26 protein-coding genes are annotated in these 23,293 nt (G+C 62.0%); 9 read left to right on the top strand and 17 right to left on the bottom strand.

The genetic code is table 11. From position 1 onward, the window contains the following. Positions 1-67 precede the first annotated feature (67 nt). Positions 68-1,927: a DUF4012 domain-containing protein gene (locus R4P70_RS28315; protein ID WP_134999820.1), complete on the top strand. Its 1,860-nt coding sequence runs from the start codon at positions 68-70 to the stop codon at positions 1,925-1,927. 182 nt (positions 1,928-2,109) lie between these two features. Further along, entirely contained in the window at positions 2,110-3,141 is a 1,032-nt protein-coding gene (locus tag R4P70_RS28310; RefSeq protein WP_020908018.1) for an iron-siderophore ABC transporter substrate-binding protein, read from the top strand. Positions 3,142-3,177: 36 nt separating this feature from the next. Here the strand turns inward: R4P70_RS28310 and R4P70_RS28305 are convergent, their stop codons facing one another. The 6 genes from R4P70_RS28305 to R4P70_RS28280 form a co-directional block, all read right to left on the bottom strand. Continuing rightward, positions 3,178-3,681, bottom strand: a complete 504-nt coding sequence (locus R4P70_RS28305; protein WP_020908019.1) for a GbsR/MarR family transcriptional regulator — start codon at positions 3,679-3,681, stop codon at positions 3,178-3,180. A 573-nt stretch (positions 3,682-4,254) separates the two neighbouring features. Further along, positions 4,255-5,508, bottom strand: coding sequence for a hypothetical protein (locus R4P70_RS28300; protein WP_317832914.1), 1,254 nt, complete (start codon positions 5,506-5,508; stop codon positions 4,255-4,257). Positions 5,509-5,542: 34 nt separating this feature from the next. Beyond that, complete coding sequence (locus tag R4P70_RS28295; RefSeq protein WP_317832912.1) at positions 5,543-7,567, bottom strand: ArnT family glycosyltransferase; 2,025 nt, start codon at positions 7,565-7,567, stop codon at positions 5,543-5,545. A 93-nt stretch (positions 7,568-7,660) separates the two neighbouring features. Further along, a complete protein-coding gene (locus tag R4P70_RS28290; RefSeq protein WP_021344514.1) occupies positions 7,661-8,173 on the bottom strand; it encodes a GNAT family N-acetyltransferase in 513 nt (170 codons plus the stop codon). A 123-nt stretch (positions 8,174-8,296) separates the two neighbouring features. Then, complete coding sequence (locus R4P70_RS28285) at positions 8,297-9,610, bottom strand: HNH endonuclease signature motif containing protein (protein WP_317832909.1); 1,314 nt, start codon at positions 9,608-9,610, stop codon at positions 8,297-8,299. Between the two features lie 48 nt (positions 9,611-9,658). Further along, on the bottom strand, positions 9,659-10,552 hold the full coding sequence (locus R4P70_RS28280) for a dihydrodipicolinate synthase family protein (RefSeq protein WP_020908024.1): 894 nt from the start codon (positions 10,550-10,552) through the stop codon (positions 9,659-9,661). A gap of 71 nt (positions 10,553-10,623) precedes the next feature. On the opposite strand from R4P70_RS28280, the gene R4P70_RS28275 reads away from it, so the two are divergent. Then, entirely contained in the window at positions 10,624-11,532 is a 909-nt protein-coding gene (locus R4P70_RS28275) for a LysR family transcriptional regulator (RefSeq protein ID WP_172932058.1), read from the top strand. 6 nt (positions 11,533-11,538) lie between these two features. Here the strand turns inward: R4P70_RS28275 and nadC are convergent, their stop codons facing one another. Genes nadC through nadA form a run of 3 tightly spaced genes read right to left on the bottom strand, consistent with a single transcriptional unit; the run spans position 11,539 to position 15,016 of the window. Further along, positions 11,539-12,411 carry a carboxylating nicotinate-nucleotide diphosphorylase gene (gene nadC, locus R4P70_RS28270; RefSeq protein WP_003941805.1) on the bottom strand — a complete coding sequence of 291 codons (873 nt, stop codon included), beginning with the start codon at positions 12,409-12,411 and terminating at the stop codon, positions 11,539-11,541. After that, on the bottom strand, positions 12,411-13,982 hold the full coding sequence (locus R4P70_RS28265; RefSeq protein WP_317832905.1) for an L-aspartate oxidase: 1,572 nt from the start codon (positions 13,980-13,982) through the stop codon (positions 12,411-12,413). The genes nadC and R4P70_RS28265 overlap by 1 nt, the downstream gene beginning before the upstream one ends. After that, entirely contained in the window at positions 13,979-15,016 is a 1,038-nt protein-coding gene (gene nadA / locus R4P70_RS28260) for a quinolinate synthase NadA (RefSeq protein ID WP_020908027.1), read from the bottom strand. Before nadA ends, R4P70_RS28265 begins: the two co-directional genes overlap by 4 nt. Positions 15,017-15,118: 102 nt before the next feature. Here nadA and R4P70_RS28255 point away from each other — a divergent pair, with 102 nt between their 5' ends. After that, positions 15,119-15,847 carry an NUDIX hydrolase gene (locus R4P70_RS28255; protein WP_007733069.1) on the top strand — a complete coding sequence of 243 codons (729 nt, stop codon included), beginning with the start codon at positions 15,119-15,121 and terminating at the stop codon, positions 15,845-15,847. A gap of 14 nt (positions 15,848-15,861) precedes the next feature. Here the strand turns inward: R4P70_RS28255 and R4P70_RS28250 are convergent, their stop codons facing one another. After that, a complete protein-coding gene (locus R4P70_RS28250; RefSeq protein WP_019748808.1) occupies positions 15,862-16,194 on the bottom strand; it encodes an SDR family NAD(P)-dependent oxidoreductase in 333 nt (110 codons plus the stop codon). Between the two features lie 113 nt (positions 16,195-16,307). Continuing rightward, positions 16,308-16,910, bottom strand: a complete 603-nt coding sequence (locus R4P70_RS28245) for a TetR/AcrR family transcriptional regulator (RefSeq protein ID WP_317832902.1) — start codon at positions 16,908-16,910, stop codon at positions 16,308-16,310. Between the two features lie 83 nt (positions 16,911-16,993). On the opposite strand from R4P70_RS28245, the gene R4P70_RS28240 reads away from it, so the two are divergent. Further along, the gene (locus R4P70_RS28240) at positions 16,994-17,824 is read left to right on the top strand and encodes an SDR family NAD(P)-dependent oxidoreductase (RefSeq protein ID WP_019748810.1); all 831 of its coding nucleotides are present in this window, start codon (positions 16,994-16,996) and stop codon (positions 17,822-17,824) included. 45 nt (positions 17,825-17,869) lie between these two features. On the opposite strand, the gene R4P70_RS28235 is transcribed toward R4P70_RS28240, so the two are convergent. Genes R4P70_RS28235 through bioB form a run of 3 tightly spaced genes read right to left on the bottom strand, consistent with a single transcriptional unit; the run spans position 17,870 to position 19,706 of the window. Beyond that, positions 17,870-18,460, bottom strand: coding sequence for a DUF2567 domain-containing protein (locus R4P70_RS28235; RefSeq protein WP_019748811.1), 591 nt, complete (start codon positions 18,458-18,460; stop codon positions 17,870-17,872). An 11-nt stretch (positions 18,461-18,471) separates the two neighbouring features. Further along, a complete protein-coding gene (locus tag R4P70_RS28230; protein ID WP_019748812.1) occupies positions 18,472-18,696 on the bottom strand; it encodes a hypothetical protein in 225 nt (74 codons plus the stop codon). Then, positions 18,693-19,706: a biotin synthase BioB gene (gene bioB / locus R4P70_RS28225; protein ID WP_024487821.1), complete on the bottom strand. Its 1,014-nt coding sequence runs from the start codon at positions 19,704-19,706 to the stop codon at positions 18,693-18,695. The genes R4P70_RS28230 and bioB overlap by 4 nt, the downstream gene beginning before the upstream one ends. Positions 19,707-19,870: 164 nt before the next feature. On the opposite strand from bioB, the gene R4P70_RS28220 reads away from it, so the two are divergent. Next, a complete protein-coding gene (locus tag R4P70_RS28220; protein WP_042952077.1) occupies positions 19,871-20,527 on the top strand; it encodes a TetR/AcrR family transcriptional regulator C-terminal domain-containing protein in 657 nt (218 codons plus the stop codon). Here R4P70_RS28220 and R4P70_RS28215 read toward each other — a convergent pair. Together R4P70_RS28215 and R4P70_RS28210 are read right to left on the bottom strand one after the other, a co-directional pair. Beyond that, entirely contained in the window at positions 20,513-20,833 is a 321-nt protein-coding gene (locus tag R4P70_RS28215; RefSeq protein WP_046378683.1) for an AzlD domain-containing protein, read from the bottom strand. The genes R4P70_RS28220 and R4P70_RS28215 overlap by 15 nt on opposite strands. After that, positions 20,830-21,525 carry an AzlC family ABC transporter permease gene (locus R4P70_RS28210; RefSeq protein ID WP_317832898.1) on the bottom strand — a complete coding sequence of 232 codons (696 nt, stop codon included), beginning with the start codon at positions 21,523-21,525 and terminating at the stop codon, positions 20,830-20,832. The genes R4P70_RS28215 and R4P70_RS28210 overlap by 4 nt, the downstream gene beginning before the upstream one ends. A gap of 64 nt (positions 21,526-21,589) precedes the next feature. Here R4P70_RS28210 and R4P70_RS28205 point away from each other — a divergent pair, with 64 nt between their 5' ends. From R4P70_RS28205 to R4P70_RS28195, 3 genes are all read left to right on the top strand, one after another. Continuing rightward, positions 21,590-22,162, top strand: a complete 573-nt coding sequence (locus R4P70_RS28205) for an XRE family transcriptional regulator (RefSeq protein ID WP_317832896.1) — start codon at positions 21,590-21,592, stop codon at positions 22,160-22,162. A gap of 101 nt (positions 22,163-22,263) precedes the next feature. Beyond that, the gene (locus R4P70_RS28200) at positions 22,264-22,677 is read left to right on the top strand and encodes a VOC family protein (protein ID WP_019748817.1); all 414 of its coding nucleotides are present in this window, start codon (positions 22,264-22,266) and stop codon (positions 22,675-22,677) included. Between the two features lie 29 nt (positions 22,678-22,706). Then, a complete protein-coding gene (locus R4P70_RS28195; RefSeq protein ID WP_020908038.1) occupies positions 22,707-23,081 on the top strand; it encodes a VOC family protein in 375 nt (124 codons plus the stop codon). A gap of 5 nt (positions 23,082-23,086) precedes the next feature. Here R4P70_RS28195 and R4P70_RS28190 read toward each other — a convergent pair whose 3' ends face one another. Continuing rightward, on the bottom strand, positions 23,087-23,251 hold the full coding sequence (locus R4P70_RS28190) for a hypothetical protein (RefSeq protein WP_019748819.1): 165 nt from the start codon (positions 23,249-23,251) through the stop codon (positions 23,087-23,089). Positions 23,252-23,293 lie beyond the last annotated feature (42 nt).

Genomic DNA, 23,293 nt, shown 5'->3' with positions numbered 1-23,293 from the left:
ACTGGGCCAACACTGCTAGACATGTCGACGCAGCTTTCACGCACTCAAACGTCAGGAGCTTCAGCGGATGAACAACGACACGGTGGGACCAAAGTCCGACGACGATTCCGGGGCTGAACCGAGCGGCTCCAACACCATCCCACCGAGGGGCCCGGAGCGCGAACCGAAGAGGACGGTCACCCTGCCGGGAGGCCGTCGAACTGTACTCGCAATCACGGGAACGGCACTGGTCGTGGGCGGTTTCGTGGCCTGGCTCGGGTACACGGCATACGAGGCGAAAGACAACCTTGAAGCAGCTCGCGACCATGCACAATCGGCGAAGAGTGCACTTCTGGCCGGGGATACCGGGGTCGCAGAGTCCGCCGCGGCGGAAGCCGATCGAAACGCATCGGCAGCGTACGACAACACCCATTCACTCCCCTGGAACATCGCCGCCGCAATTCCGGTCATCGGGTCGCCCTTCGACACGACGCGTCAGATGACCGAGGTCGTTCAGGGACTCACGCGTGACGTTCTCGGTCCCGCTGTCACTGTCGGAACTTCACTCGCACCAACGGAATTGGTGCAGCCTGGTGGACGCTTGGCACTCGCACCGTTACGCGAAGCGGAACCGAAATTGGACGAAACAGCTATCGCCGCGGAATTGCTGTCGTCGCAGGCACAGGAAGTTCGCGAATCAAAGTACCTGGGCCGAGTTAACGATGCCAGAGCAGAATTGCAGTCGCAGACAAGCGAACTGGCTACCCTCCTGACGAACACCGCCACCGCGGCGCGTATCGCACCGGCGATGCTCGGCACCGACGGACCGCGGAATTACTTCATTGGTTTCCAGACCAATGCCGAAGCCCGAGGAACCGGCGGTCTATTGGGTGGATACGGCATCGTCCGAGTCGACAACGGCGCCGCTCGGGTGGACACGCTCTCCCCCAACTCCGAACTAACACTGGACAATCAACCGATAGACCTTGGTCCTGACTTCAATCAGCTGTACGGAAACAGTCGACCGACCACCGATTTTCGCAACAGCAACCTCAGCTCACACTTTCCCTACGCAGCGCAGATCTGGCAGTCCCTGTGGTCACAGGAGTCCGGGGGTGAGATGGTCGACGGTGCAATAGCGACCGATCCGATAGCACTGAGTTACCTCCTCGAGGCGGTGGGACCAGTAGAGATGCCGGACGGAGAGTCGGTGACGGCCGACAACGTCGTTGAGTTGACCGAGTCGACCGCGTACGCACGCTTTCCCTCCGACAACAAGGCACGAAAGCAGTATCTGCAGACAATCGCGGCCCGTGTCGTGGCGAAGATGACCGGGAACATCAAGTCGCCGAGCGCATTACTGGAGGCTCTGGGCAGAGGTGTCAGCGAGGGCAGAATCGCAGTGTGGAGCTCTCACCCCGACGAACAATCGGTTCTTGCCGACACCGTCCTCGGGCATGCGATTCCCGATGATGCTGCGCCGTATGCCGGTGTGGTGATCAACAACCAAGCCGGCAACAAGCTCGATTACTACCTCACACGAGAAATCGACTACACGGCCAAACCCTGCACGGGCGACACCCGAAAGACAACCGTCACTGTTCGACTGACCAACGACGCACCTGACACCGAACTGACCGAATATGTCAGCGGGATCGTCGACAACCCCGGACGACTGCCCAATGGCACCAATGTGGCTGCCGTCACCCTACTGGCGACAGCCGGCGCCAAACTCGACGCCGTCTCCGTGGGCGGGCAGATTTCGTTTGCCGTCAACGGAACCGAACAGGGTCACCCGGCATTCATGACAAGGGCCGTCATTCCGCGAGGGAAGACCGTTGAGCTGAAGTTCGATCTGACCGAGCCCACAGCCGAGGGCGAAGCTCGCGTACCGGTCCAGCCGCTTGTCGACGACCCGAAGATTACCGTCGACGTTCCTAGCTGCTGAGCCTGACCGGCAAACGTCGACGAGGCCCCTGGCATGTCGTCGTTTGCCGGGCTAGTGAACTTTCAACAGATTTGAAACTTTGATGAAGGCTAGCCTATGCTTCCTGACGCGCCTGGAACCGGCCGTCGGCTGCGATCCGTCGGAGTCTCACTCCTCGGCGCATCGACAACGGAAGGTTCCCCATGCGATACGCCCGTGTGTGCTCACTTCGCCGAACTGTGGCGCTGAGTGGATTGGTCATTGCCGCCCTGGTAATCGGCGGATGCAGTAACAACGACACCGCAACCGAATCAAGCAGCAGCGACTTCGAAACCGTCACTATCGAAAGTGCGCTCGGAAAAGCCGTCATCACCGAAAAGCCTGAGCGGATCGTGACCCTCGGCATGGGGTCGGCGGAGACCGTGATCGCGCTCGGCACGATCCCCGTCGGCGTCGAAAAGTACGCATGGGGCAGCGACGACACCGGATATCTGCCGTGGGTCCACGAAGCGGTCACTAAGCAAGGTGGCGAACTGCCAGAGCAGTTCACCGGCGGAACCGATCTCAACATCGAAGCGATCATCGCTCTCGAACCCGACCTGATCCTCGCCCCCTGGTCCGGCATCACACAGCAGCAGTTCGACTCACTGAACGCGTTCGCGCCGACCGTCGCCTACGCCGAGAGTCCGTGGACCATCACGTGGGAAGACCAGATCGACGTCATCGGCAAAGCCATGGGCGAATCCGAGAAGGCGACAGCCGAAATCGACAAGATCAAGTCGCAGTTCGCGGAATCGACTGCAGCACATCCGAACTACGCCGACGTCAGCTTCTCCTTCATCTACAACACGGGCCCAGGAACCCTCGGCGTCTTCTTCGCCGAAGAGCAGCGCGTGGCCATGGTCCGCGCACTCGGCTTGCAGGTGGATCCCGTCGTCTACACCTTGACGGAATCTGAAGGAACAGACTCCGCCGTCATCGGCCTCGAGAACGCAAACCTCCTCGACAAGTCCGACCTGCTCTTCACCTTCTACTCGGACCCGGCCAATCGGGCCGAGATCGAAGCGCAGCCGGCCTACCAGGCCATCCCCGCTGTGACTCGGGGAACTGTCATCGCTCCGACCGAGCAGCCCTTCGTCACCGGTTCCTCGATGATCAACCCGCTGACCGTGCCCTGGTCGCTCGAGCGCTACGTGCCGATGATCGACGAGGCAATCGCGAAGCTGAACGAATGATGTAGATCAGCATCGTGCGATCGAGAAGCCCGCGTCCTATTCGGATGCGGGCTTCTTGCCGTCGCGTTGGGCTTTGAATCGCATCCACTCGCTACTCAACATTCGATTGTCGATGATCCACCCCATGTAATCGCGCATGTTGAGGACACGAATGTAGGCGGGGCCGTTGGGATTTGCGTACTGCAGTGCTTCAGTCGCGAGTTTGCGTTGATTCTCGAGATACACATGCTCTGTTTCGAGGAATCCGCCCCACACGTCGGAATCCATGACGTAGTAGTGAGTCCGATCCCGAGGCTTACGCGTGAGCTTGACGAACCCCCGGTCGATCAACCGGCGAATGTAAGTCGACACCGATCCGCGACTGGCTCCCAGTGCCTGCGCCAACTCTTCGGCACTGACCCCTGGCGACTCGCTGATCAACAAATAGCCCGCAATGCGTCCCTCGATGCGAGCTCCACCACCGGACTGCCAGTACACGGAGAACTGGTCAATGAACCACGTGGAGAAGTCGTCACCGCGAGCAGGGCTGGCATCGCCCATTCGTTGAGCCTCCGACGTCACTCGACAACAAGAACATTGACTTCCGATTCTGCCAGCTGATGCCTACACCCACGCATTCCGCGTCGCCGCAGGGTCGCCCGAGAAGTCGTGCGCTGTGAAGTCGGCACACGTCACCGTCGTCGCCGACCCATTCGGCTCGCGGACTTGGACGACCATCGAGCTCACCGAATCACCAAGAGGCGAAGCCTGAATGGCCCGGGCGGTCAACGAAGCCGAGTCGCGCGGGTCGGTATCCACGACGCACAGATCGAGGCGGACATTTCGCGATTCACTATCAAACGATCCGCCGCCGACTGTCAATCCAGTAGGTAACTCGGATGCTCGTGAGCGCAGTGCGTCAGCCAATGCCGCCTCCACAATGGGGTCTCCTGGGCACTCTGAACCTGCAGAAAGACCACCGGATGGTGTCGCCGCGAGGGTGACGATTGCTCCAGATCGACTGTGCATCCCACGAGTCCGATCGAGGAAGCCATGCCTACTACGCAAATCAACAGACGCCACCGACCAATTTCCCCTGCCATTCGCGACACGGTAACCGAGACGCGTCCACTACTACCGCGAAATCAACAATCCTGGTGTAGTTGCGATGAACTCGAGCTGTTCGATCGTCAAAGGCGACGCCGATGTGGAGCCAGCCGATGTCACGAACTGGGTCACCACTACTGTTTCGCCGGAGGGGTGAACAACCCGGACCGTGTCATCGCCCGAGCCATCGGGATCGACCAGGCGAGTCACCGTGGTGGCGTTGGGCAACGTCAGGATCGCGCCTGGTTCCGGGACGGCCGTACCAATCGATATCTCGACATCACCGCGGCCGTCCGATGTCGAGACGACGATTCGTTCGCACGCCCCTCCCCGTCCGTAGTCATCCGGAACCAGCGAACCGAGCGGGCGTTCCAAAGTGACCTCTTCTGCGCCGAGATCCTTCCAACGTGCATCGAGCAACTGATTCAGTCGGTCGATATCCATGCGCGTCGCAGGTGGACCGGCATTCACGGAATCGGTGTAGCAGGATGCCATCGGTGGCGGCGTCGAGTCTGGGACCGGCTCAGTCACAGCGAGCCCGGGCGCTGTCGCGACCGCGATCAGTTCGTCCATCGTCAAAAGCGGACCACTATCCGTCGAAGTGTCGGTCGACGTGTCGATGCTCGCAACAACTCTGGATCCGTCACCGAGATACGCGACTACACCGCGCTCGCCCCCGACTTCCGAACCGTCTTTGTCTTCGAAATCTGCTCTGTCCTCGAAATCTGAGATGTCGAGTACCGTTCCGTTCGCGAGATACTCCCGCCGATCCACCAGCCCATCCAGGCACGGTGGCACCGGCTGATCCCATGCACGAACCTGAACCGAGATATCCGCAGTCCGCCCGACGCGAGTCAAGGTTCCCTTCGCCGACGTCGAACCGCTGAACTCGATCGGGTCGACCCCGTCGGGAAACGAAACGCCCCGGTAATTCTGGATCGGCGCAAACTCGAGCGATTTCGATGGACTCGCAAATGCAACGTCGACATCGGAAGGCAACGATTCGAGTAGTGCGTCGCTCATGGCGGTGGCCTTCGGTCCCGAGAACCATGGATAGTCCGGGTCGTCATAACCGGGCTCACCGGTAAAACCGTAGTTGATACGCACCGGCGGACCCGGCGATGCCACCGAATCGCAGCCAGGAATCGACGTGCCCGTGTCTTCGTTCGTCACCGCCGCGACAACAGTTCCCAATGCGACGATCGAGACGATCACCAGCCCGTCGCGCCAGGTCCATTGCTCGCGGCGACGGTTCGACTCGTGTGCGGTGCGCCCAGACATTTCTCGATCATTGCCTATGACAACAACTACGTCGCTATCCGACATACCCGCTGAGGTCGTAGATCGTAGAATTTCCCACCGTTGTCGACGTGAAATTCGCTTCGACCCATTCCTCAATAGCATTCGACGTACTGTCCCCGCCTTGGCCATCTTTCGGGCTTCCGCCCTGGCCACTGGCGATGTAGTAGTGGACCTCGCCGTCTGCCACGTACTCGATGAACTGGTCCAGCGTCGGTGCGGGATCAGAACTCCAACCGCCGATCGCCATCACCGCAGTATCGCTGGCCAACTCGTAGGTTGCTGCGCTTTGCGAGCCGTTGGTCGCGGCCGACCACGTGGTGCCCGCATTGACCAACATTGCCGTCAACTCGGAAGTACTTTCGCTACCACTGCTTGTTCCTGGCCCACTCGTTGTTCCTGGCCCACTCGCCATCGGATTTCTGCTGGCGTCATCAGAGTTCGGCAGAGCCTCATCGTCTCCCTGCCCTTGGTCCCCACCCATGCCTCCTCCCCCGCCCATTCCGGAGTCGGACACGGCGCCGGTTGGTCCTGCCGTCGGGATGGACCCACCATGCGCTGTTGCGGCAGTGGCAATCGCGTAAGACGCCGAACCGGTTATCCCTGCCAACGAACCGATGATCAATCCGGCGACAGCGAGCTTGCGAAATCGACCCTTGGCTCCCACCAGAACCAGGATCGCGCCGACGACAGTGCCCGCCAACAGAATCCACTTCAGCATCGGCAGCCATTCGGCATTGCGGTGCAACAACACCCAGCTCCAAATTCCTGCGGCCAGCATCATCGTTGCCAAGCCGCAGCGTCCGATCCAGCGGGCACGCACCAACCACAGGGCGTATCCACCGACGCCGATCATCCCCGCAACAGCAGGCGCCAGCGCAACTGTGTAATAGGGGTGGATCGTTCCGGACATGTAGCTGAAGATCAGGCCGGTAACGAGAAACCAACCACCCCACAGGATCAACGACGCACGGAGAAGATCTGTGCGCGGTGCCCGCCCACGGGCGAGGAGTCCGAACACCAACGCGATCAGTGCCGCAGGAATCAGCCAGGAAATCTGGATACCCATCTCGCTGCCGAACAGCCGATCGAGTCCGGCACTTCCCCCAAAGCTGGAACCTGCACTGCCACCGGCCATTCCACTACTACCACCGGACATTCCGCCACCGGTGTTCCCGAAAAGTCGACCCAATCCGTTGTATCCCAGTACCAAGTCCATGACGCTGTTGTTGGTCGATCCGCCGATGTACGGGCGAGAATCAGCGGGCCACAGCCACACTGCCAACACCCACCACCCAGCCGATATGACAACGGACGCAGCACCGATCACCAGGTGGAACAGGCGAGTCCGCAAGCGCACCTGTCCGGCCGTCAAATACGCGGCACCAAATGCAGGCAACACCATCAGCCCTTGCAACATCTTGGTGAGAAAAGCGAAGCCCAGCGCGACTCCTGCGAGCGCCACCCACATTGCGGCTCGTCGACCCACCGCCGTGCACATGGCGCGAATCACGAAGTAGCCGGCGAGAGTCATGAGCAGGACAAGCAATGCATCAGGATTGTCGAACTTGAACATCAGGGCGGCAGCGGGCGTAGCTGCCAACACAGCTCCCGCCACAAGACCCGCAGCCGGGGTCGCCACTCGTTTGACGGCCGCATACACGAGCGCAACCGATCCGACGCCCATCAACGCCTGCGGAACAAGAAGGCTGGCACTCGAAAATCCGAAGATTCGTCCGGACAGACCCATGACCCACAATGAAGCGGGCGGTTTGTCGACAGTGATGAAATTCGAGGTATCGAGGGAGCCGAAGAACCACGCTTTCCAATTCTGGGAGCCGGCCTGCGCCGCCGCAGCGTAGAAGGTGTTGGCATAGCCACTCGCGGTCAGATTCCACAAATACAAGACCGCCGTTGCTGCCAACAGGATCGTCAGCGCCAATCCGGTACGGCGAGTGCGGAACCACGACGGCGAGGGCTCGGCTCGATGGGCAGTTGGTGCCGGCCGCTGAGGCGGGGCCGGATGCAGAACGGCGGTCATCAGGAAGTCCCTTCACGAGTTACTGTCCTGCCAACGATCGCGCTTTCAACCCCGGCGGCACTGGGAGCCGGCTGGAAAGTTGCTGTGAATGAATCAGGCCAGGGAGCGCTCGAACAGCACGACGCTGAACCAACCGTTGTCGACAACATCTCCGAAGTCACGACGCCCTACCTCGGCGAAACCCGCGTCTCGGTAATAGCGGCGCAACCGCACGTTCGTTTCGACACAATCGAGCCGCAAGTACTGCGCGCCCTCCTCCGCGGACCGTCGATGGGCCCAGACGAGTAAGCGTTCGCCCAACGAGGTGCCCGAAAATTCTCGATCGATAACCAATCCGTGCACGTAGCCGGCAGGCTCGTTCGAATCGGGCCAGACCACGGGATCTGACCAGATCAACCGCAGGGCGCCGACAATCCTTGACTGCGCCCGGTCTCGCGCAACAAAGAACTCCCCTCTCGAAATCTGCTCCCCGACCTGCTCGACAGACACTTCGCGTGGGCGCCACTGGATGATTCCGCGTTCTGCCAACCAGTCTTCTGCCGCGTGCCGCAGCGCCAGAATCTCCGGCCCATCGGTCTCGACCGCTTGCACAACGTCCACAACCATATGACCTCCCCCATATCTGCAGCCGTTCACAACAACACGGCCTCCAGGCCCCAACCCGGATGTATCTCCGAGTTGAAGCCTATCGACGTGAAGTTGTGTATCTGAACGGGTCTCACCACTCAGTCAGGTTTTGAATGTGGTGTTGGCCGGCCGCGGATGCTGCTGCGGGTCGATCGAGGGCGGCGGGATGAACCACGGTTTGTTGTCGGCGCCGATCCGAATCTCCCATTTCCCGACGAAACCGGATTTCCGGTGCATCAGCCGGTGATGTGAACGGCACAGCAGGACAAGGTTGTTCATCACCGTCGGGCCACCGTTCGCCCAGTGCCGAATATGATGCGCATCCGTCCACGCAGGCACGCACGCGCAGCCCGGGAACGCGCAACCCTTGTCCCGGGCGATCAACGCCACTCGCTGCTCCGCGGACACCAATCGCTTTCCGGGTCTCGCATCCAACGGCACGCCGTGACCGTCGAGCAGAACAGTCGAGAGGAAACAATCACATCCGAGGAGTCTGCTCTGCGACACCGACAGCGGCCCCAGCCAGGGCATGTGCCCGACATCAAGATCCGACACAGCCACAGCCACTCCACCACCATCAGGAGCAGCGGGCGCGGCGGCGCAGTCACGATGCTCCGCCAAATCACGAGCATTGATGTGCACGTTCACATGCGGCCGCTGCCCACCATCGACACCGGTCTTCGCGCAATCCAAATACCGGCGAATCAGTTCGGTGAACCCATCCGCCGTCCTCTTCGCTGCCGACCGAGAATCCGGGGTTCCATCGGGTGCCGGGGTCGGCATCGTCAGATTCGACAACGCCGACAACAACATTTCCCCGGTGAGGGCATCGAAATCGCCGCGCACCACCACCCGACCGTTCAACGTCGACGCGATCCGCAACTCATTCCGATCCACATCCTCGGCAGGCGGAATCTCATCCGATTCGAACACTCGCTCCAAGGTCGCGATAACACTCCGCACCTTCGTGGTCGTCGCCTCCACCCCCGACGCAGCAGCCAACAACAAATCGATACAGCGAGGGAGCGCCTCCTCCGGCATGCCCTTCGGCGGTGATTCGCAGAACGCCACGATCAACACGGCATGCTCGAACGAGCAATCCCCGACATCGAACCGGGCAGCCACCGCCGGAAAAGGCCGCAGCGCCGCACCCAGGGCGGCGATCTTCTTCCCGTCCCGAACCTGCAGCATCGTCTTCGCCGCCAACCAGCAACCCACCCCGCGGCTCGCGATCACCTGATCATCCGGGCGCAACGACAACTCGTCCACCACCGCCACCCGAACAGCCTCGAGCCGCAGAATCTCCGCACTCGCCGACACCGCAGCCGCACGTAACTCCGCAGCAGACAACCGCCACAGACGTCCGCGCAACCCCACCGCAGAACCAGACACCACGTCCGACAACAGAACACTCATTGAATCCCCCGATCCCCTCCCCAAATCATACTCGAACACCCGTTCGAGTCAAGAGTGGTAGACCTCGAGCGCCCGCGCTACCGATTCGTCACTCGCAGGTAGCAACGGCAGTCGCACATGGGGAGTCGGAATCTGCCCCAATGCATGCAACACGCCCTTGATGACAGTCGGGTTCGATTCGGAAAAGAGAGCTCCTGACAGCGTCGACAACCGTCGCCCAAGATCGCGAACACTGTCCACATCTCCACTGTCCCAAGCCTTCACCAGGCGCACGAACTCGGCGGTCGACAGATGAGCGGACGCCAAGATTCCGCCTGACGCCCCCAAGGCCAGAAGCGGCGCGAGAAACAGATCATCCCCCGCCAATACGGCGAAGTCGTCCGGAAGATCCGCGAAGAGTTCGACGGCAGCTGCGTCGATACCGCCCGCTGCATACTTCACACCAACAACCCCGGGCAAAGCACCCAGCTCCCGCAAAGTGCCGCTGTCCAGATCGCACGCAGTTCGGTACGGCACGTGATAGACGATCAGCGGCACGGGGCTCGACGACTGCAGATGCGCGAAATGCGCCACCACACCGGCTTTCGACGGCCTCGTGAAGGAGGGAACCGGCACCAAGGCCGCCGAGACGTCAGGCCACCGAGTCAGCCTCCCGAGCGCCTGCGCACTGCCCGCCGTGTCGTTACTACCCGCGCCCACGATCAACGTCGCACCTCTCGCACGGCACACGCTCGCACAGATATCCAGAACGGTCACTCTCTCCTGCTCGGTGAGGGTTGCGGTTTCCGCTGTAGTCCCCAGTGCAACGAGTCCGACCGCACCTTCGGAGAGGACCTGGTGCGCAAGCTGTTCGAGTGCGTCGGTTGCAATACGACCGTCGCTCTTGAAAGGCGTGATCAGTGGTACATGGATTCCGGCCAGGTCAACTCGAGTCGTAGTCATAGAACTCAGCCTCACCGAACAGACCTTGTAGGTCTAGTTCGCATTTCCATCGTCGAGCGTAAGCTGAGCTGATGCTCGATGTTCGTCGACTGAAGCTATTGCGCGAACTAGCGCTGCGCGGAACCATCGTTGCCGTTGCCGAGGCGCTGTCGTTCAGTCCCTCCGCGGTGTCGCAGCAATTGGCCGTCCTCGAACGTGAAGCCGGCGTGCCGCTACTGGAACGAACAGGCCGTCGCGTCCGCCTCACGCCGGCCGGTGAGAACCTCGCACGTCATGCCGAAGTCATTCTGCAACGCCTGGAACAGGCGTCGGGCGAATTGGTCGACGCGCGTCGTGGACTGGCGGGGCCGCTGCGCATCGGAACGTTCCCGACTGCCGCACGGGCGATCCTCCCGCCGGCATTGATCGCCCTCTCTCGCGAGCATCCCGGGTTGGAACCGATGGTTTCGGAGATCGACCCAGCGGACGTCGCCGACGCCCTACGAGCTGGGAATCTGGACTTGGCGTTGATTCACGACTACGACTTCGTCCCTCGTCCCAGCGAACCGGGCCTGACAGCGTTGCCTCTGTGCAGCGAATCGGTCTATCTGGCGTCGAACGACACCGCTACAGATCCCGACAGCACCATTACCGCGCTGACCGACTGCGTGGAGCAGCACTGGATTACTGCGATCCCCGGAACTGCTTGTCATGCAATGACCATTCGCGCGTGCCAAGCGGCCGGGTTCACCCCGAAAGTGCGACACCACATCGACGAGTTCGCCACCGTTCTCGCCCTCGTCGCTGCAGGGCAGGGCGTTTCACTGGTCCCGGAACTCGGAGCCATCCATCCGCCACTCGGAGTGCGCCTGACGCCGATGCCCATTCGACGAAGGACCAAGATCGCACACCGAGCCGGCTCCGACGCTCACCCGGCGGTCGCAACCGTGACAAGCGCGCTTCGCTCGGCCGTCCCGCAACTGCTGGACGCCGAGCGATAGCGGCACCTACATGTCGAGCCCGAGGTCGAGCACTGTCACCGAGTGCGTCAAGGCACCTACAGCGAGGTAGTCGACGCCGGTTCGGGCGTACTCTGCGGCAACGTCGATGGTGAGACCACCGGATGACTCGAGCTTGGTTTCGGGGGCAACAGCGTCTCGGCGTTGGACCGCGATCTGCGTCTGCCACAGCGGGAAGTTGTCCAGCAGAACAAGTTCCACGTTCTCCGCCAGCACCTGGTCGAGCTGAGTGAGGTTGTCGACCTCGACTTCGCACTCGATGTCCGGGGCGAGCTCACGGACCGCACGAAGTGCTGCGACCACCGAACCGGCAGCGGCAACGTGGTTGTCCTTGATCAACGCCGCGTCACCCAATCCCATGCGGTGGTTGACGCCTCCGCCCACGTGGACTGCATATTTCTGCAGAGAACGCAGTCCGGGCAGTGTCTTTCGGCTGTCCCGCACTTTGGCATGAGTGCCGGCGATGGCGTCGACCCACTGCGACGTCGCCGTGGCGATTCCCGAGAGATGGCAGACGAGGTTGAGCATCGTCCGCTCTGCCGTGAGAAGGCCGCGGGTGGGCGCGACGACGGTGAGCACCGATTGACCTGGCGCAACCCGAGTTCCATCGGCCACCCGATCAACGACCTCGTAGTTACCCGCGCCGATCACCTCGTCGAGAACAAGCAGTCCGACGTCGATGCCGGCGACAGTACCCGAGGAGCGTGAGACGACCGAAGCCTTCGCGACCGCATCGGCGGGAACCGTTGCGGTAGAAGTGATATCAGGGCCATAGCGCAGATCCTCGTCCAGAGCGAGCCTGACCAACGTGAGCAGTTCGTCACGGTCGAGCGGCGCGGGCAGGATCTTCTGCTCGGTCATCAATGAACTCCTGTCAACAACATGTCTAGTATTTCGAGCGCTCCATCGGCACTCATCTTGATCCGAGTGCTGCGACGCTGATTCGGATCTGTTTCAGGATAGTCGGTGCGGGTGTGACAGCCTCGGCTCTCGGTTCGTGCCACGGCTACATCGACCAACGCTGTCGCGGTCAGTGTGAGCGCCGCGTCTTCGAGGTCCCCAGCAGCCACCGCCACTGTCTGATCGGCGTCGGCAAGCGCGGCTCGCGCAGTCAGGAGACCGCCTCCGTCGCGAACCACCGACGCGTGTGCTGTCATGACGGACTGCACAGTCTCTCGTAGGAGGATCGGCATCGGCTTGCGCACCACGTTGACCACTTCGGCATGAACCTCGCGACGCTCGGCAGCTGCGATTCCGGCACGCTCCCCGACCACCAAACCCTCGAGAAGGCTGTTGGACGCAAGACGATTCGCGCCGTGCAATCCCGTGCGAGCCACTTCGCCGGCTGCGTAGAGTCCAGGCACTCCCGTTCGTCCATGGACGTCGGTGGCGACTCCACCGCACGAGTAGTGCGCGGCCGGAGCGACCGGAATGAGTTGGGTGCGTGGATCGATGCCCGCTTCGAGACAGGATGCGGTGATCGTCGGGAACCGCGAATCGAAGCCGTCGAGCTTGCGGGCGTCGAGGTAGACGTGATCGGTGCCGAGATCTCGTAGGCGTGCTGCGATTGCGCGCGAGACCACGTCACGCGGGGCGAGATCACCCAGCGGATGAACACCTGCGGTGACCGAATCGCCGTTGGTGTCGACAAGAATCGCACCTTCGCCGCGGACCGCCTCACTGATCAAGGGCCGGCGACCTACTCCACCCGGAGTGAAGAGGACCGTCGGATGGAACTGAACGAATTCCAGATCCGCAATTGCCGCACCTGCTTCGAGCGCCAACGCGATTCCGTCGGCAGTTGCGCCGGGCGGATTTGTACTGCAGGCATACAGCTGACCGAGTCCACCGGTAGCGAGCAGTACCGCGGGCGCATGGATCACTCCGAGCCCTTCCGGCGAGGAGACAATGAGTCCACACACCCCGCGCCGGTTGGTCACCACCTGGACTGCCGCTGCACCGAACAGAACGGGGAGGCCGGCAGCGTTGAGAGCCCGCTGCACTTCCGCGCCCGTGGCGTCGCCGCCCGCATGGATGATCCGACGCGTGCTGTGCCCACCCTCGCGGGTGCGCGACACCTCGCCGTCTCGCCCGCGATCGAAGACCGCGCCCAACGCGGCCAGCGCCGCAACTGCGTCGTGACCAGCTTCGACGATGGAATAGACGGCTTCCTCGTCGCACAAGCCGACGCCGGCCTCACACGTATCCGCAACGTGCGACTCGACGGAATCCGTATTCAGATCGTCGACGACTGCGATGCCGCCCTGCGCGTACTGAGTCGAGGTGTCCGTCGGACCACCCTTGCTGACCGTGAGTACTTTCAGCCCCCGCAGAGAAGCGGTGCGCGCAGCGGTGAGGCCCGCGACACCGCCTCCCACGACGACCAGGTCGGCATGAGCCTCCCAGGCGAAACGCCCGGCAGGGCTGGTCACTCGCCGCCGCCCGGATTACCGATCTCGATCATGCGCTGCACCGATTTCTGCGCACGCTTGGCCATCTCGAGATCGACGTGGACCTCGTCCTTGCCCTCGAGAAGGCAGCGAAGCAACGCGGCAGGCGTGATCATCTTCATGTACGGGCACGACGCGCGGTCGTTGACGGCCTGGAAATCGACGTCGGGCGCTGCCTTGCGCAACTGGTGCAGCATCCCGATCTCGGTGGCGACCAGAACCTGCTTGCTCTTGGTGACGCGGGCAGCGTCGAGCATTCCGCCGGTGGAGAGGATCTTGACCTTGTCCGCGGGGACCGCGCCTTCACCGGCGAGGTACAGAGCCGAAGTAGCGCAACCGCATTCAGGGTGCACAAAAAGCTCGGCATCGGGGTGAGCCTTGGACTTCGCCGTCAACTCGTCACCGTTGATACCCGCGTGGACGTGGCATTCACCGGCCCAGATCTGCATGTTGGTGCGGCCTGTGACGCGTTTGACGTGAGCTCCGAGGAACTGGTCCGGGAGGAAGAGAACTTCCCGGTCGGGATCAATCGAGTTGACCACGTCGACGGCATTGGACGACGTGCAGCAGATGTCGGTGAGACCTTTCACCTCTGCCGTCGTGTTCACGTACGACACCACCAGAGCGTTCGGGTTGTCGGCCTTCCACTCACGAAGCTGCTCGGCATTGATCGAGTCGGCCAGAGAGCAGCCGGCACGCTCGTCCGGGATCAGCACGGTCTTGGACGGCGACAGGATCTTCGCGGTCTCGGCCATGAAGTGCACACCACAGAAGACAATCGTGTCCTCGGGCGCCTCGGCAGCGATTCGCGAAAGCGCCAGGGAGTCGCCGACATGATCGGCGACGTCCTGAATCGCAGGCAGCTGGTAGTTGTGCGCAAGAATCGTCGCGCCCCGTTCGCGAGCCAGACGTTTGATCTCAGCGGCCCACTCGGGGGTCGCTTCGACTCCGTTGTATCCGCCGGGGCCGTCGTGAATCTGCGAGGCCGATCCCTCCCATAACGTCGTGGTCGTCATGGCGTTCTCCTTCACCGTGAACCCGGGCTCGTCACCCAGTTCAAATCCGGACGGGCTGGCCCGGATTTCCGTATTCGAGGTTTTCGACTTAGGATCGAAAACGTGCCCAATAGTAACACCACCCACGAAGTGCTTGCAGCGGTGTTCCAAGTTCGCACCTTCCCCGCAAGCATCGCCGCAGGTGACGGCGATCACTGCCCACAAGGGCGTGAAGAGTTGGCCGTGCTGCTGTGGCAGCGCGCACTCAACCCACAGAAAGGCACATGGTCACTGCCCGGGGGCACTTTGCGCGACGACGAGGACCTGACGACCTCCGCTCGACGACTACTCGCCGAGAAGGTCGACCTACGAAAGGTCGCCCACCTCGAGCAACTCTCCGTCTTCAGTGATCCACAACGAGTGCCGGGCCCGCGCCGCATCGCGTCGACCTTCCTCGGACTCGTTCCCCTCAGCGCCGACCCACAACTTCCACCCGACACGGCCTGGCACCCCGTTTCGAAGTTGCCGGAGATGTCGTTCGACCACGGAACCGTCGTACGGCACGCGCGTAATCGACTGGCTGCAAAACTCTCCTACACCAACATCGCATTCGGGCTGGCTCCCGAAGAGTTCGCGATGTCGACACTGCGCGAAATCTACTGCGCTGCGCTCGGTTACCAAGTCGACGCAACCAACTTGCAACGCGTACTGGGTCGCCGAGGCGTACTGACTCCCACCGGCAACACCGCACCGTCCGGCAAGTCGGGCGGACGCCCACCGGCCCTGTACCGCTTCACCGACTCCACCTTGCGAGTCACCGACGAGTTCGCTGCACTGCGTCCCCCGAGCTGACGTCGATCAGGTTCTCAGGCAACGGCTTCGAAACTTCCGCGTTGCAGCCACGCCGAGTTCACCGCGCCGGCCGGATCGATGACCCGATTGATTGCGCCGAACCGCGTCGTCACCCGATCGAGAATCCGATCGGCCTGCCAACGATCCGTCGGATCAGCGACTATCGCAAAGAAGCGATGGGTCGGTTTTCCCGCCATGACGCGCACCAATTCTGTCACCGTCCGCGCGGTGGCCGCCACGCTCCAACCGGCGTCGAGAAACTCGGTGGCGATACGCGCACCGTGCTCGAATCCGATGTCCGTGACAAGTACAACTCCCCTGTTCGGGGCGATCTCCGAAACGCTCATTGCGAAACCTCCACTCGGAATCAAACTTCTTGACTCCCATGTAAGTCCGCAATCTTGTGGCTCCCTTGTGTTGGTTCTGTGAGAACTCTGGGGATTCCGCGCGCGCCCACACATCAGGCAGATCGAGACAATCCCGCCCAGAAGACCGTCGAGGCCGCGTTCACCACATCGCCGACCGGCACGTCGCCCAACATTCCGCCCGCGGCCAGCGTCGCGACGCCATGGAACGTCGCAAAGGCAACCAGCGCAATACTTTCCGGATCGCCGGCGGCAATGTCACCCGCAGCCTGCGCTTCCGATACGAGCCGAACGGTCAGATCCATCGTCGCGTGCCCCGCGTGCACGACAGTCTCGGCCGCACCGGGTGCATGCTTGTTGCTGTACATCAGAGACAACAGGCCCGGATGCTCGAGCGCAAAATCCACATAGGCGTTGGCGAGCGAGGAGAACCGGGCTTTCGCGGTCGGCGGCGCCTCCGAAACTGCTCGCTCGAGTGCACCGGTCATCCGATGGAATCCGCTTTCAGCCAAGGCGTCGAGCAAAGCCTGACGGTCGCGAAAATGCTTGCCAGGGGCCGCGTGACTCACGCCCGCCTCGCGCGCAAGCTGCCGCAGCGACAACTTGTCGACGCCATCTCGCTCGAGGGTCGCTTCAGCCGACGCCAGGAGTTCCTGTCGCAGGCTGCCGTGGTGGTACGGCTGTTCGTGGGCGGGCATGGTGGCACCATATCAAAATGTTGTCATTGACAACTATGGTGTCAGTGCCTACATTTGGGATCACCCGAACCGAAGGAGCCACCATGGCCATCGACGTAACCGGAACCACCGTCCTCATCACCGGAGCCAGCGCTGGGCTCGGAGTGGAATTCGCTCACCGCTTCGCCGCTCGCGGTGCAAATCTGGTTCTCGTCGCCAGGCGGGCAGATCGCCTCGAAGCCCTCGCTACCGAACTCCGCGTCGCCCACGGCATCACAGTCACAGTTCTGCCTGCCGACCTGGCGGCGCCCGGCGTCGGCGCAACACTGCACCAGGAGCTGACAAACCGTGGCATCACCGTCACCTCGCTGATCAACAACGCCGGATTCGGAACACACGGAGCATTCGTGGACGAAGATCTCGAGCGCGTCACGTCCGAAATTCAGCTCAACATCGCCACGCTGGTCGAACTGACGCACACCTTCCTGCCCGATCTCCTGGGCGGACGTGGAGCGCTCGTCAACATCGCGAGCACGGCGTCGTTCCAGCCGACCCCTGGCATGGCCGTCTACGGCGCGTCCAAGGCTTTTGTACTCAACTTCACCGAAGCACTCTGGGCAGAAGCTCGCGGCAGCGGATTGACCGTATTGGCGGTGTGCCCCGGCCCGACACGAACCGAGTTCTTCGACGTCGTCGGCTCCGAAGATGCTGCGGTCGGGCGAATGCAGACGGCAACTCAGGTGGTGGATACAGCTTTCCGGGCACTGGATCGACGCAACGCACCGCCGACAGTCGTATCAGGTTTGCCGAATTGGGTGTCCTCGATCAGCACTCGCTTCGCAACCCGCCGGTTGGGAGCGTTGATTTCGGGTCGACTGTTGGGTGACGTGCGAATGAAGTCCGCAGCGAACCGCCCGTCGACGTCGGCGGTATAGAGAAGCGTCAGCTGTATAGAAGCAACGGCTGTATAGAAGCAACGGCTACGGGAGTTTCGGCTGGACCTCGTCGTCGGTCTGTTCGGCCTCGGTGGCCGGATCCCCGGATTCCGGATCCCCAGATTCCGGGTGGTCCCCCACACCGAGGTCGTCGTACGGATTGAGCACTGCGAGAACCAAAGTCACGACGCACGCCGCGAGCGGCTGAAACAGAAGCACGAGCAACGTGCCGATGTTCGGTGCACGCGCGATGATCTCCCCGACCGCCGGATTGTCGGCGGTGGGGAAACGCAGTTTTGTCACGCCCGAACCCACGAGTGCCATCAGTCCGGCACCTGCCGCCGAGCCGACTATCAACCCGCCCAGGGCATACGGGCCTCGACTCAGACGCGCCAACCACGCCGCTACTGCCGACAGCACACCGACGATCAGTGCCAGCCAGATGAACACAGCACTCGCGTCGAACTGATGGAGGCTCTCACCCGTCAACGCGACGCCGCGCCCCTCGGACACCACTAACAGATGCTCGGCCGGAGCCAAGAACGCCCACACCACACCGACGAGCACGCTCACGCCCGCAGTGGTTGCGGCGATCACGATCGCGGTGCGCAGACGAGTCTGCCGAAGAGAGATCACACAGAGTGACGCTACCTGCGGGCGGCGTCGATCGAGTCGACGACACCGTGTCGGGAGCATTTCGCCCACCATCCGTCAGGGCTGACCTGAACGATCATGCGGCGCCCGCACTGCTCGCAGAAGCGAGGCGGCTCTAGCCCCATCGACGCCGCAGTCGGCGTCGGATCGTCGACACCGTCGACGATCCGACGCCCGGTGAACGGGTTGTACCGCTCCTCGGTCACCGGAGTGCTCACAGAGTGTCGTTCAGTGCTTTGATCGGCATCTGCAGATCCACCAACAAATCCAGATCCTTCTCGGCGGGACGCCCGAGGGTGGTCAGGTAGTTGCCGACGATGACGGCGTTGATTCCGCCGAGGATGCCCTGCTTGGCACCCAGATCGCCGAGAGTGATCTCGCGTCCACCCGCGAAGCGCAGGATCGTGCGGGGCAGCGCGAGACGGAATGCCGCCACGGACTTGAGCGCCTCGCTGGCGGGCAGCACATCCAGATCCCCGAAGGGGGTGCCGGGACGCGGATTGAGGAAGTTGAGCGGGACCTCGTCCGGCTCGAGTTCAGCCAAGTTCGCGGCAAATTCTGCACGCTGCTCCAATGATTCACCCATACCGAGGATTCCGCCGCAGCACACTTCCATGCCTGCTTCGCGAACCATCCGAAGCGTGTTCCACCGCTCTTCCCACGAGTGTGTGGTCACGACGTTCGGGAAGTGCGACTTCGAGGTCTCCAAGTTGTGGTTGTACCGGTGCACACCCATGGCGGCCAGTTGGTCGACCTGTTCCTGGGTCAGCATGCCGAGCGAGCAGGCGATCTGGATGTCGACCTCATTGCGGATCGCCTCGATACCTGCGGCCACCTGAGCGAGCAACCGGGCGTCAGGTCCGCGGACGGCGGCCACGATGCAGAACTCGGTAGCGCCCGACTTCGCAGTCTGCTTGGCAGCTTCCACCAGGCTCGGGATGTCCAACCAGGCCGCGCGAACCGGCGACTGGAAGAGTCCGGACTGCGAGCAGAAATGGCAGTCCTCGGGGCAACCGCCCGTCTTGAGGCTGATGATGCCCTCGACCTCGACCTCCGGTCCACACCATTTCATACGCACATCGTGGGCGAGAGCCAGCAGGTCTTCGAGCCTGTCGTCGTCGAGTCGGAGTACGTCGAGCACCTGGCTTTCGGTCAGGCCAACTCCTCTTTCGAGAACTTGCTCGCGCGCCTGGTCGAGGATGTCGACCGTCGCAGGGGCCGTGCTAATCGGGGGCGGGGTCACAGACGTCTCCTTCGAAACCAGCAAAATTGAACACCGTACAAGTTGAACGGTGTTCACGTTAGAGACGTGGTGGAATACTGTCAAAGGCGGGTCCGATCGACAACCGATCGCGAGCGCCCCACAGCGGGACGAAACGAGGGGAACAACAAGTGCAGTTGCGACGCGGCGACGTGCTGGACGGCGCCATGGCGATACTCGACGAGTTCGGACTTGCCGACCTCACGATGCGCAGGCTCGCAACGTCACTGGGTGTCCAACCCGGCGCCCTGTACTGGCACTTCCCGAACAAGCAGACCTTGCTCGGTGCGGTCGTCGACAAGATCCTCGAAGACCTCGACACTCCCGTAGACGCAGAGACATGGCAAGAGGCGTATTCCGAACTGGCACACAGACTTCGGTCTGCCCTGCTGGCGCACCGCGACGGCGCCGAGTTGGTCAGTGCCACCTTCGCCTCGCGGATGACAAGCAGCAAGGTGCGCGAGCACTTCGTACACGCCGGCGAAGAATCCGGGCTATCACGCGAGCATGCCCAACTCGCGGCGTACGCCCTGCTGTACTACGTGCTCGGCCACACCGTCGACGAGCAGTCCCGAGCGCAGATGGAAGAAATGGGGGCACTTACCCGAGCACCCATTTCCCCCGACTCCCCCGAGGTGATCGGCGGCGGTTCCGACGAGGACCTCCTCGACGGCGATCCGACAGTGCGCTTCCAGTTCGGCCTGGACCTGTTCATCGACGGCATCCGCACTCGCCTGAATTCGACCACACATTCAACGCGCACCGAATCGGCTCTACGACACCCCTGACAGCCGTAGTAATGCAGTAGTGCCGGCCGCGGCAATCACCACTAGTACCAACGGCGCCTTGAACCAGGCGCAGATACCTCCGGCCACCACGCCGAGCATCCGCGCCGGCCCTGCAACGTCATGCCCGATGAAGATCGTCGATGTCGCAACCACTGCAAGCAGCAGCACCACGACAGCACGATCGAGGGTTTTCTCGGCAAAGCTCGAAAGCTTCACCCGAGAGCGGAGCAGAACGCCACTTGCCCGCAAAGCGTAAGAGCCGCAAGCGAACACAACAATACCGATCCAGACCGACGCGGCATTCATCGAACCTTCTCCCGGAACGGTATCGTCACCGCGATACTCAGCAGCGCTACGAGCGGCGCGGTACCGGGCGGCAGGAACGGCGACGTGGCCACCGCGACTGCTGCACCGATCAGGGCGGCAAGCAGCGTCACCTTTTCCTTCAGCGCAGGCAGGACAAGGGCCAGAATGACAGCCGGAAACGCGGCATCCAATCCCAACGCGCCGGGGTCTCGGACGACGCTGCCGAGCAACCCGCCCAGCAGCGCTCCGATCGGCCACGACACCGCGATCCCGATTCCACAGAACCAGAAAGCCGCACGCTTGCGCTCCACCGATTCCTGCGCCATGGCGACCGCGACGCTTTCGTCGTTGACCAGGTGCGCGCCGACCATACTGCGCCAGCCTGAATCTTTGTAGCGATCCCTGCCGAGAAATGATCCTGCCGACATCCCGTAGGCGAAGTTACGTGAGTTGATCAACAAGCCCGCCACAACAGCAGCGGTGACGCTGCCTCCGGCTGCGATGATTCCGATGAACAAGAACTCCGAAGACGCTCCCAGAACGAGTACAGCCAATGCCGAAAGCTGCCACAACGAGAATCCAGCTGATCCTGCCGTCACACCGTAGGACACTCCGACGATGGCCACGGAGAGACAGATCAGCACGCTCACCCGAACCGTGTCTCGATCAACTGTTCGCCATAAAGAACGCATGTATTCTATGTTGAACGAAGTGGCACCGTTCGTCAAGTAGAACGATCGATCGGAGAATCGAACGATGGTCAGTAGTGAAACGGATACGGCGCAGAGTCCTCAGAAAATGGTCGCTGTCGCACTCAAACGCGAACGTGCCCGAGCAGGCTTGAGCCTCTCGGAGGTGGCGCGGCGCGCCGACATCGCCAAATCCACACTCTCCCAACTCGAATCCGGCCTCGGGAACCCGAGCCTCGAAACACTGTGGGCACTCGGCAACGCGTTGGGTGTGCCGTTCTCACAACTCGTCGACTCGCAGGCACAGACCGTTCAATTGATTCGAGCCGGAGAAGGTCCCGCAATTGCTTCGGCAAACGCGTCGTACATCGCGACGCTCTTGGCGCCGAGCCCACCGAACGCACGACGCGATCTGTATCGCATAGTCGCCGAACCGGGCGAGCCGCGTATTTCGACTCCGCATGCGCGCGGCACCACCGAACACGTCGTGATCGGCACCGGGCGAGCGGAGGTCGGGCCCACTGCAGATCCGATCGAGCTCGGACCGGGCGACTATCTCGCTTATCCCGGCGACGAGGAGCACATCTTTCGGGCGCTCGAACCAGGGACGACGGCGATCATGGTGTCGGAACACATCTGAGCCGCGATGAGTTTCGCCGCTGCGGGAAGTCTGTATCTGGGAGGTGATGTGGCCAGAGCCTCGATTGCCGACGACAGTAACGACCGACAGCAGGAGGACCCATGTCCGGATCCAGCATCAGCAGCATTTTGCTCTCGAGCACCAACCCCGAACGTTTGCGCGACTGGTACGCCGAGGCGTTCGCCCCGAAGGTCGACCGGACTCCCGGTGACCCTGGCTACGACGTCCTCGACTTCAACGGTTTCTACGTAATGCTCGACAGACGCGACGACGTCGGTGAGACCAACCCCCAGCCGGGTCGCATGTTCCTCAACGTCGAGACCGACGACGCCCGGTCGATCGCACAGCGCATCGACGCACTCGGCGGAAACTGGCACGCTCCGCTCGAAGTCCGCGGTGGCAGTTTGTTCGCCACCGCGATCGACCCCGACGGAAACTACGTTCAGATCATCGAGTTCAGCGAGGAAGCCAGGGCCGACATGGAATCCGGAATGACGGATTCCCAACCCACCTAGTCCGACAACAGCTAGGAACGGAGACAGTCATGCTTGCGGACACCAAAGCATTCAGCGGATTTTCGGTGACAGACATCGATGCTGCAAAGAAGTTCTACGGCGAAATACTCGGGCTGAAAGTGACCGATGAAGACATGGGGCTGATTCGGCTACATCTTGTCGGCGGAACCGAAATCCTCGTCTATCCCAAACCGAATCACGAAGCGGCGACGTACACGATTCTCAACTTCGTCGTCGACGACATCGACACAACCGTCGATCAACTGACCGCACGTGGCGTGGAGTTTCTGAAATACGACGGATTCCCCCAGGATGCGCGAGGCATCATGCGTGGCAACGGCCCCGACATCGCGTGGTTCACCGATCCAGCCGGCAATGTTCTGTCGGTAATCAAGGAGTCCTGACGCGCTTAACCGCTGAACAGCTGTGACTGCCGCTGTTCAGCGGTGTCGGTGTTCGAGCGTTCTGCTGCCGCAGTTTCACGCTCGGCCGCCAGTTGCTCGGCGCTTTTTGCGTCGACAACGGGCTCCGACGCGCTGAGGTCGGAAAACAAGCCATTGCTCGATTCGTTCACATGCCACCCTTTTGCCTGGTCATCGTTGCCGCGCGCAGATAA

The sequence above is a fragment of the Rhodococcus sp. IEGM 1241 genome (assembly GCF_033142365.1).
Taxonomy (GTDB): Bacteria; Actinomycetota; Actinomycetes; order Mycobacteriales; family Mycobacteriaceae; genus Rhodococcus_F; species Rhodococcus_F erythropolis.
The sequence above is the reverse complement of the archived record's forward strand: the minus strand, read 5'-3'. Positions and strand labels throughout refer to the sequence as shown.

Bases quoted from the DNA above. Each gene is read 5' to 3' on its own strand.
- R4P70_RS28240 (WP_019748810.1), top strand. From the start codon at position 16,994: ATGGCCATCGACGTAACCGGAACCACCGTCCTCATCACCGGAGCCAGC.
- R4P70_RS28205 (WP_317832896.1), top strand. From the start codon at position 21,590: ATGGTCAGTAGTGAAACGGATACGGCGCAGAGTCCTCAGAAAATGGTC.
- R4P70_RS28280 (WP_020908024.1), bottom strand. From the start codon at position 10,552: ATGACTACGACTCGAGTTGACCTGGCCGGAATCCATGTACCACTGATC.
- nadC (WP_003941805.1), bottom strand. From the start codon at position 12,411: ATGACCGAGCAGAAGATCCTGCCCGCGCCGCTCGACCGTGACGAACTG.
- R4P70_RS28305 (WP_020908019.1), bottom strand. From the start codon at position 3,681: ATGGGCGATGCCAGCCCTGCTCGCGGTGACGACTTCTCCACGTGGTTC.
- R4P70_RS28250 (WP_019748808.1), bottom strand. From the start codon at position 16,194: ATGAGCGTTTCGGAGATCGCCCCGAACAGGGGAGTTGTACTTGTCACG.
- R4P70_RS28210 (WP_317832898.1), bottom strand. From the start codon at position 21,525: ATGCGTTCTTTATGGCGAACAGTTGATCGAGACACGGTTCGGGTGAGC.
- R4P70_RS28195 (WP_020908038.1), top strand. From the start codon at position 22,707: ATGCTTGCGGACACCAAAGCATTCAGCGGATTTTCGGTGACAGACATC.
- R4P70_RS28300 (WP_317832914.1), bottom strand. From the start codon at position 5,508: ATGTCTGGGCGCACCGCACACGAGTCGAACCGTCGCCGCGAGCAATGG.
- R4P70_RS28295 (WP_317832912.1), bottom strand. From the start codon at position 7,567: ATGACCGCCGTTCTGCATCCGGCCCCGCCTCAGCGGCCGGCACCAACT.
- R4P70_RS28285 (WP_317832909.1), bottom strand. From the start codon at position 9,610: ATGAGTGTTCTGTTGTCGGACGTGGTGTCTGGTTCTGCGGTGGGGTTG.
- R4P70_RS28275 (WP_172932058.1), top strand. From the start codon at position 10,624: ATGCTCGATGTTCGTCGACTGAAGCTATTGCGCGAACTAGCGCTGCGC.
- R4P70_RS28245 (WP_317832902.1), bottom strand. From the start codon at position 16,910: ATGCCCGCCCACGAACAGCCGTACCACCACGGCAGCCTGCGACAGGAA.
- R4P70_RS28215 (WP_046378683.1), bottom strand. From the start codon at position 20,833: ATGAATGCCGCGTCGGTCTGGATCGGTATTGTTGTGTTCGCTTGCGGC.
- nadA (WP_020908027.1), bottom strand. From the start codon at position 15,016: ATGACGACCACGACGTTATGGGAGGGATCGGCCTCGCAGATTCACGAC.
- R4P70_RS28290 (WP_021344514.1), bottom strand. From the start codon at position 8,173: ATGGTTGTGGACGTTGTGCAAGCGGTCGAGACCGATGGGCCGGAGATT.
- R4P70_RS28315 (WP_134999820.1), top strand. From the start codon at position 68: ATGAACAACGACACGGTGGGACCAAAGTCCGACGACGATTCCGGGGCT.
- R4P70_RS28200 (WP_019748817.1), top strand. From the start codon at position 22,264: ATGTCCGGATCCAGCATCAGCAGCATTTTGCTCTCGAGCACCAACCCC.
- R4P70_RS28310 (WP_020908018.1), top strand. From the start codon at position 2,110: ATGCGATACGCCCGTGTGTGCTCACTTCGCCGAACTGTGGCGCTGAGT.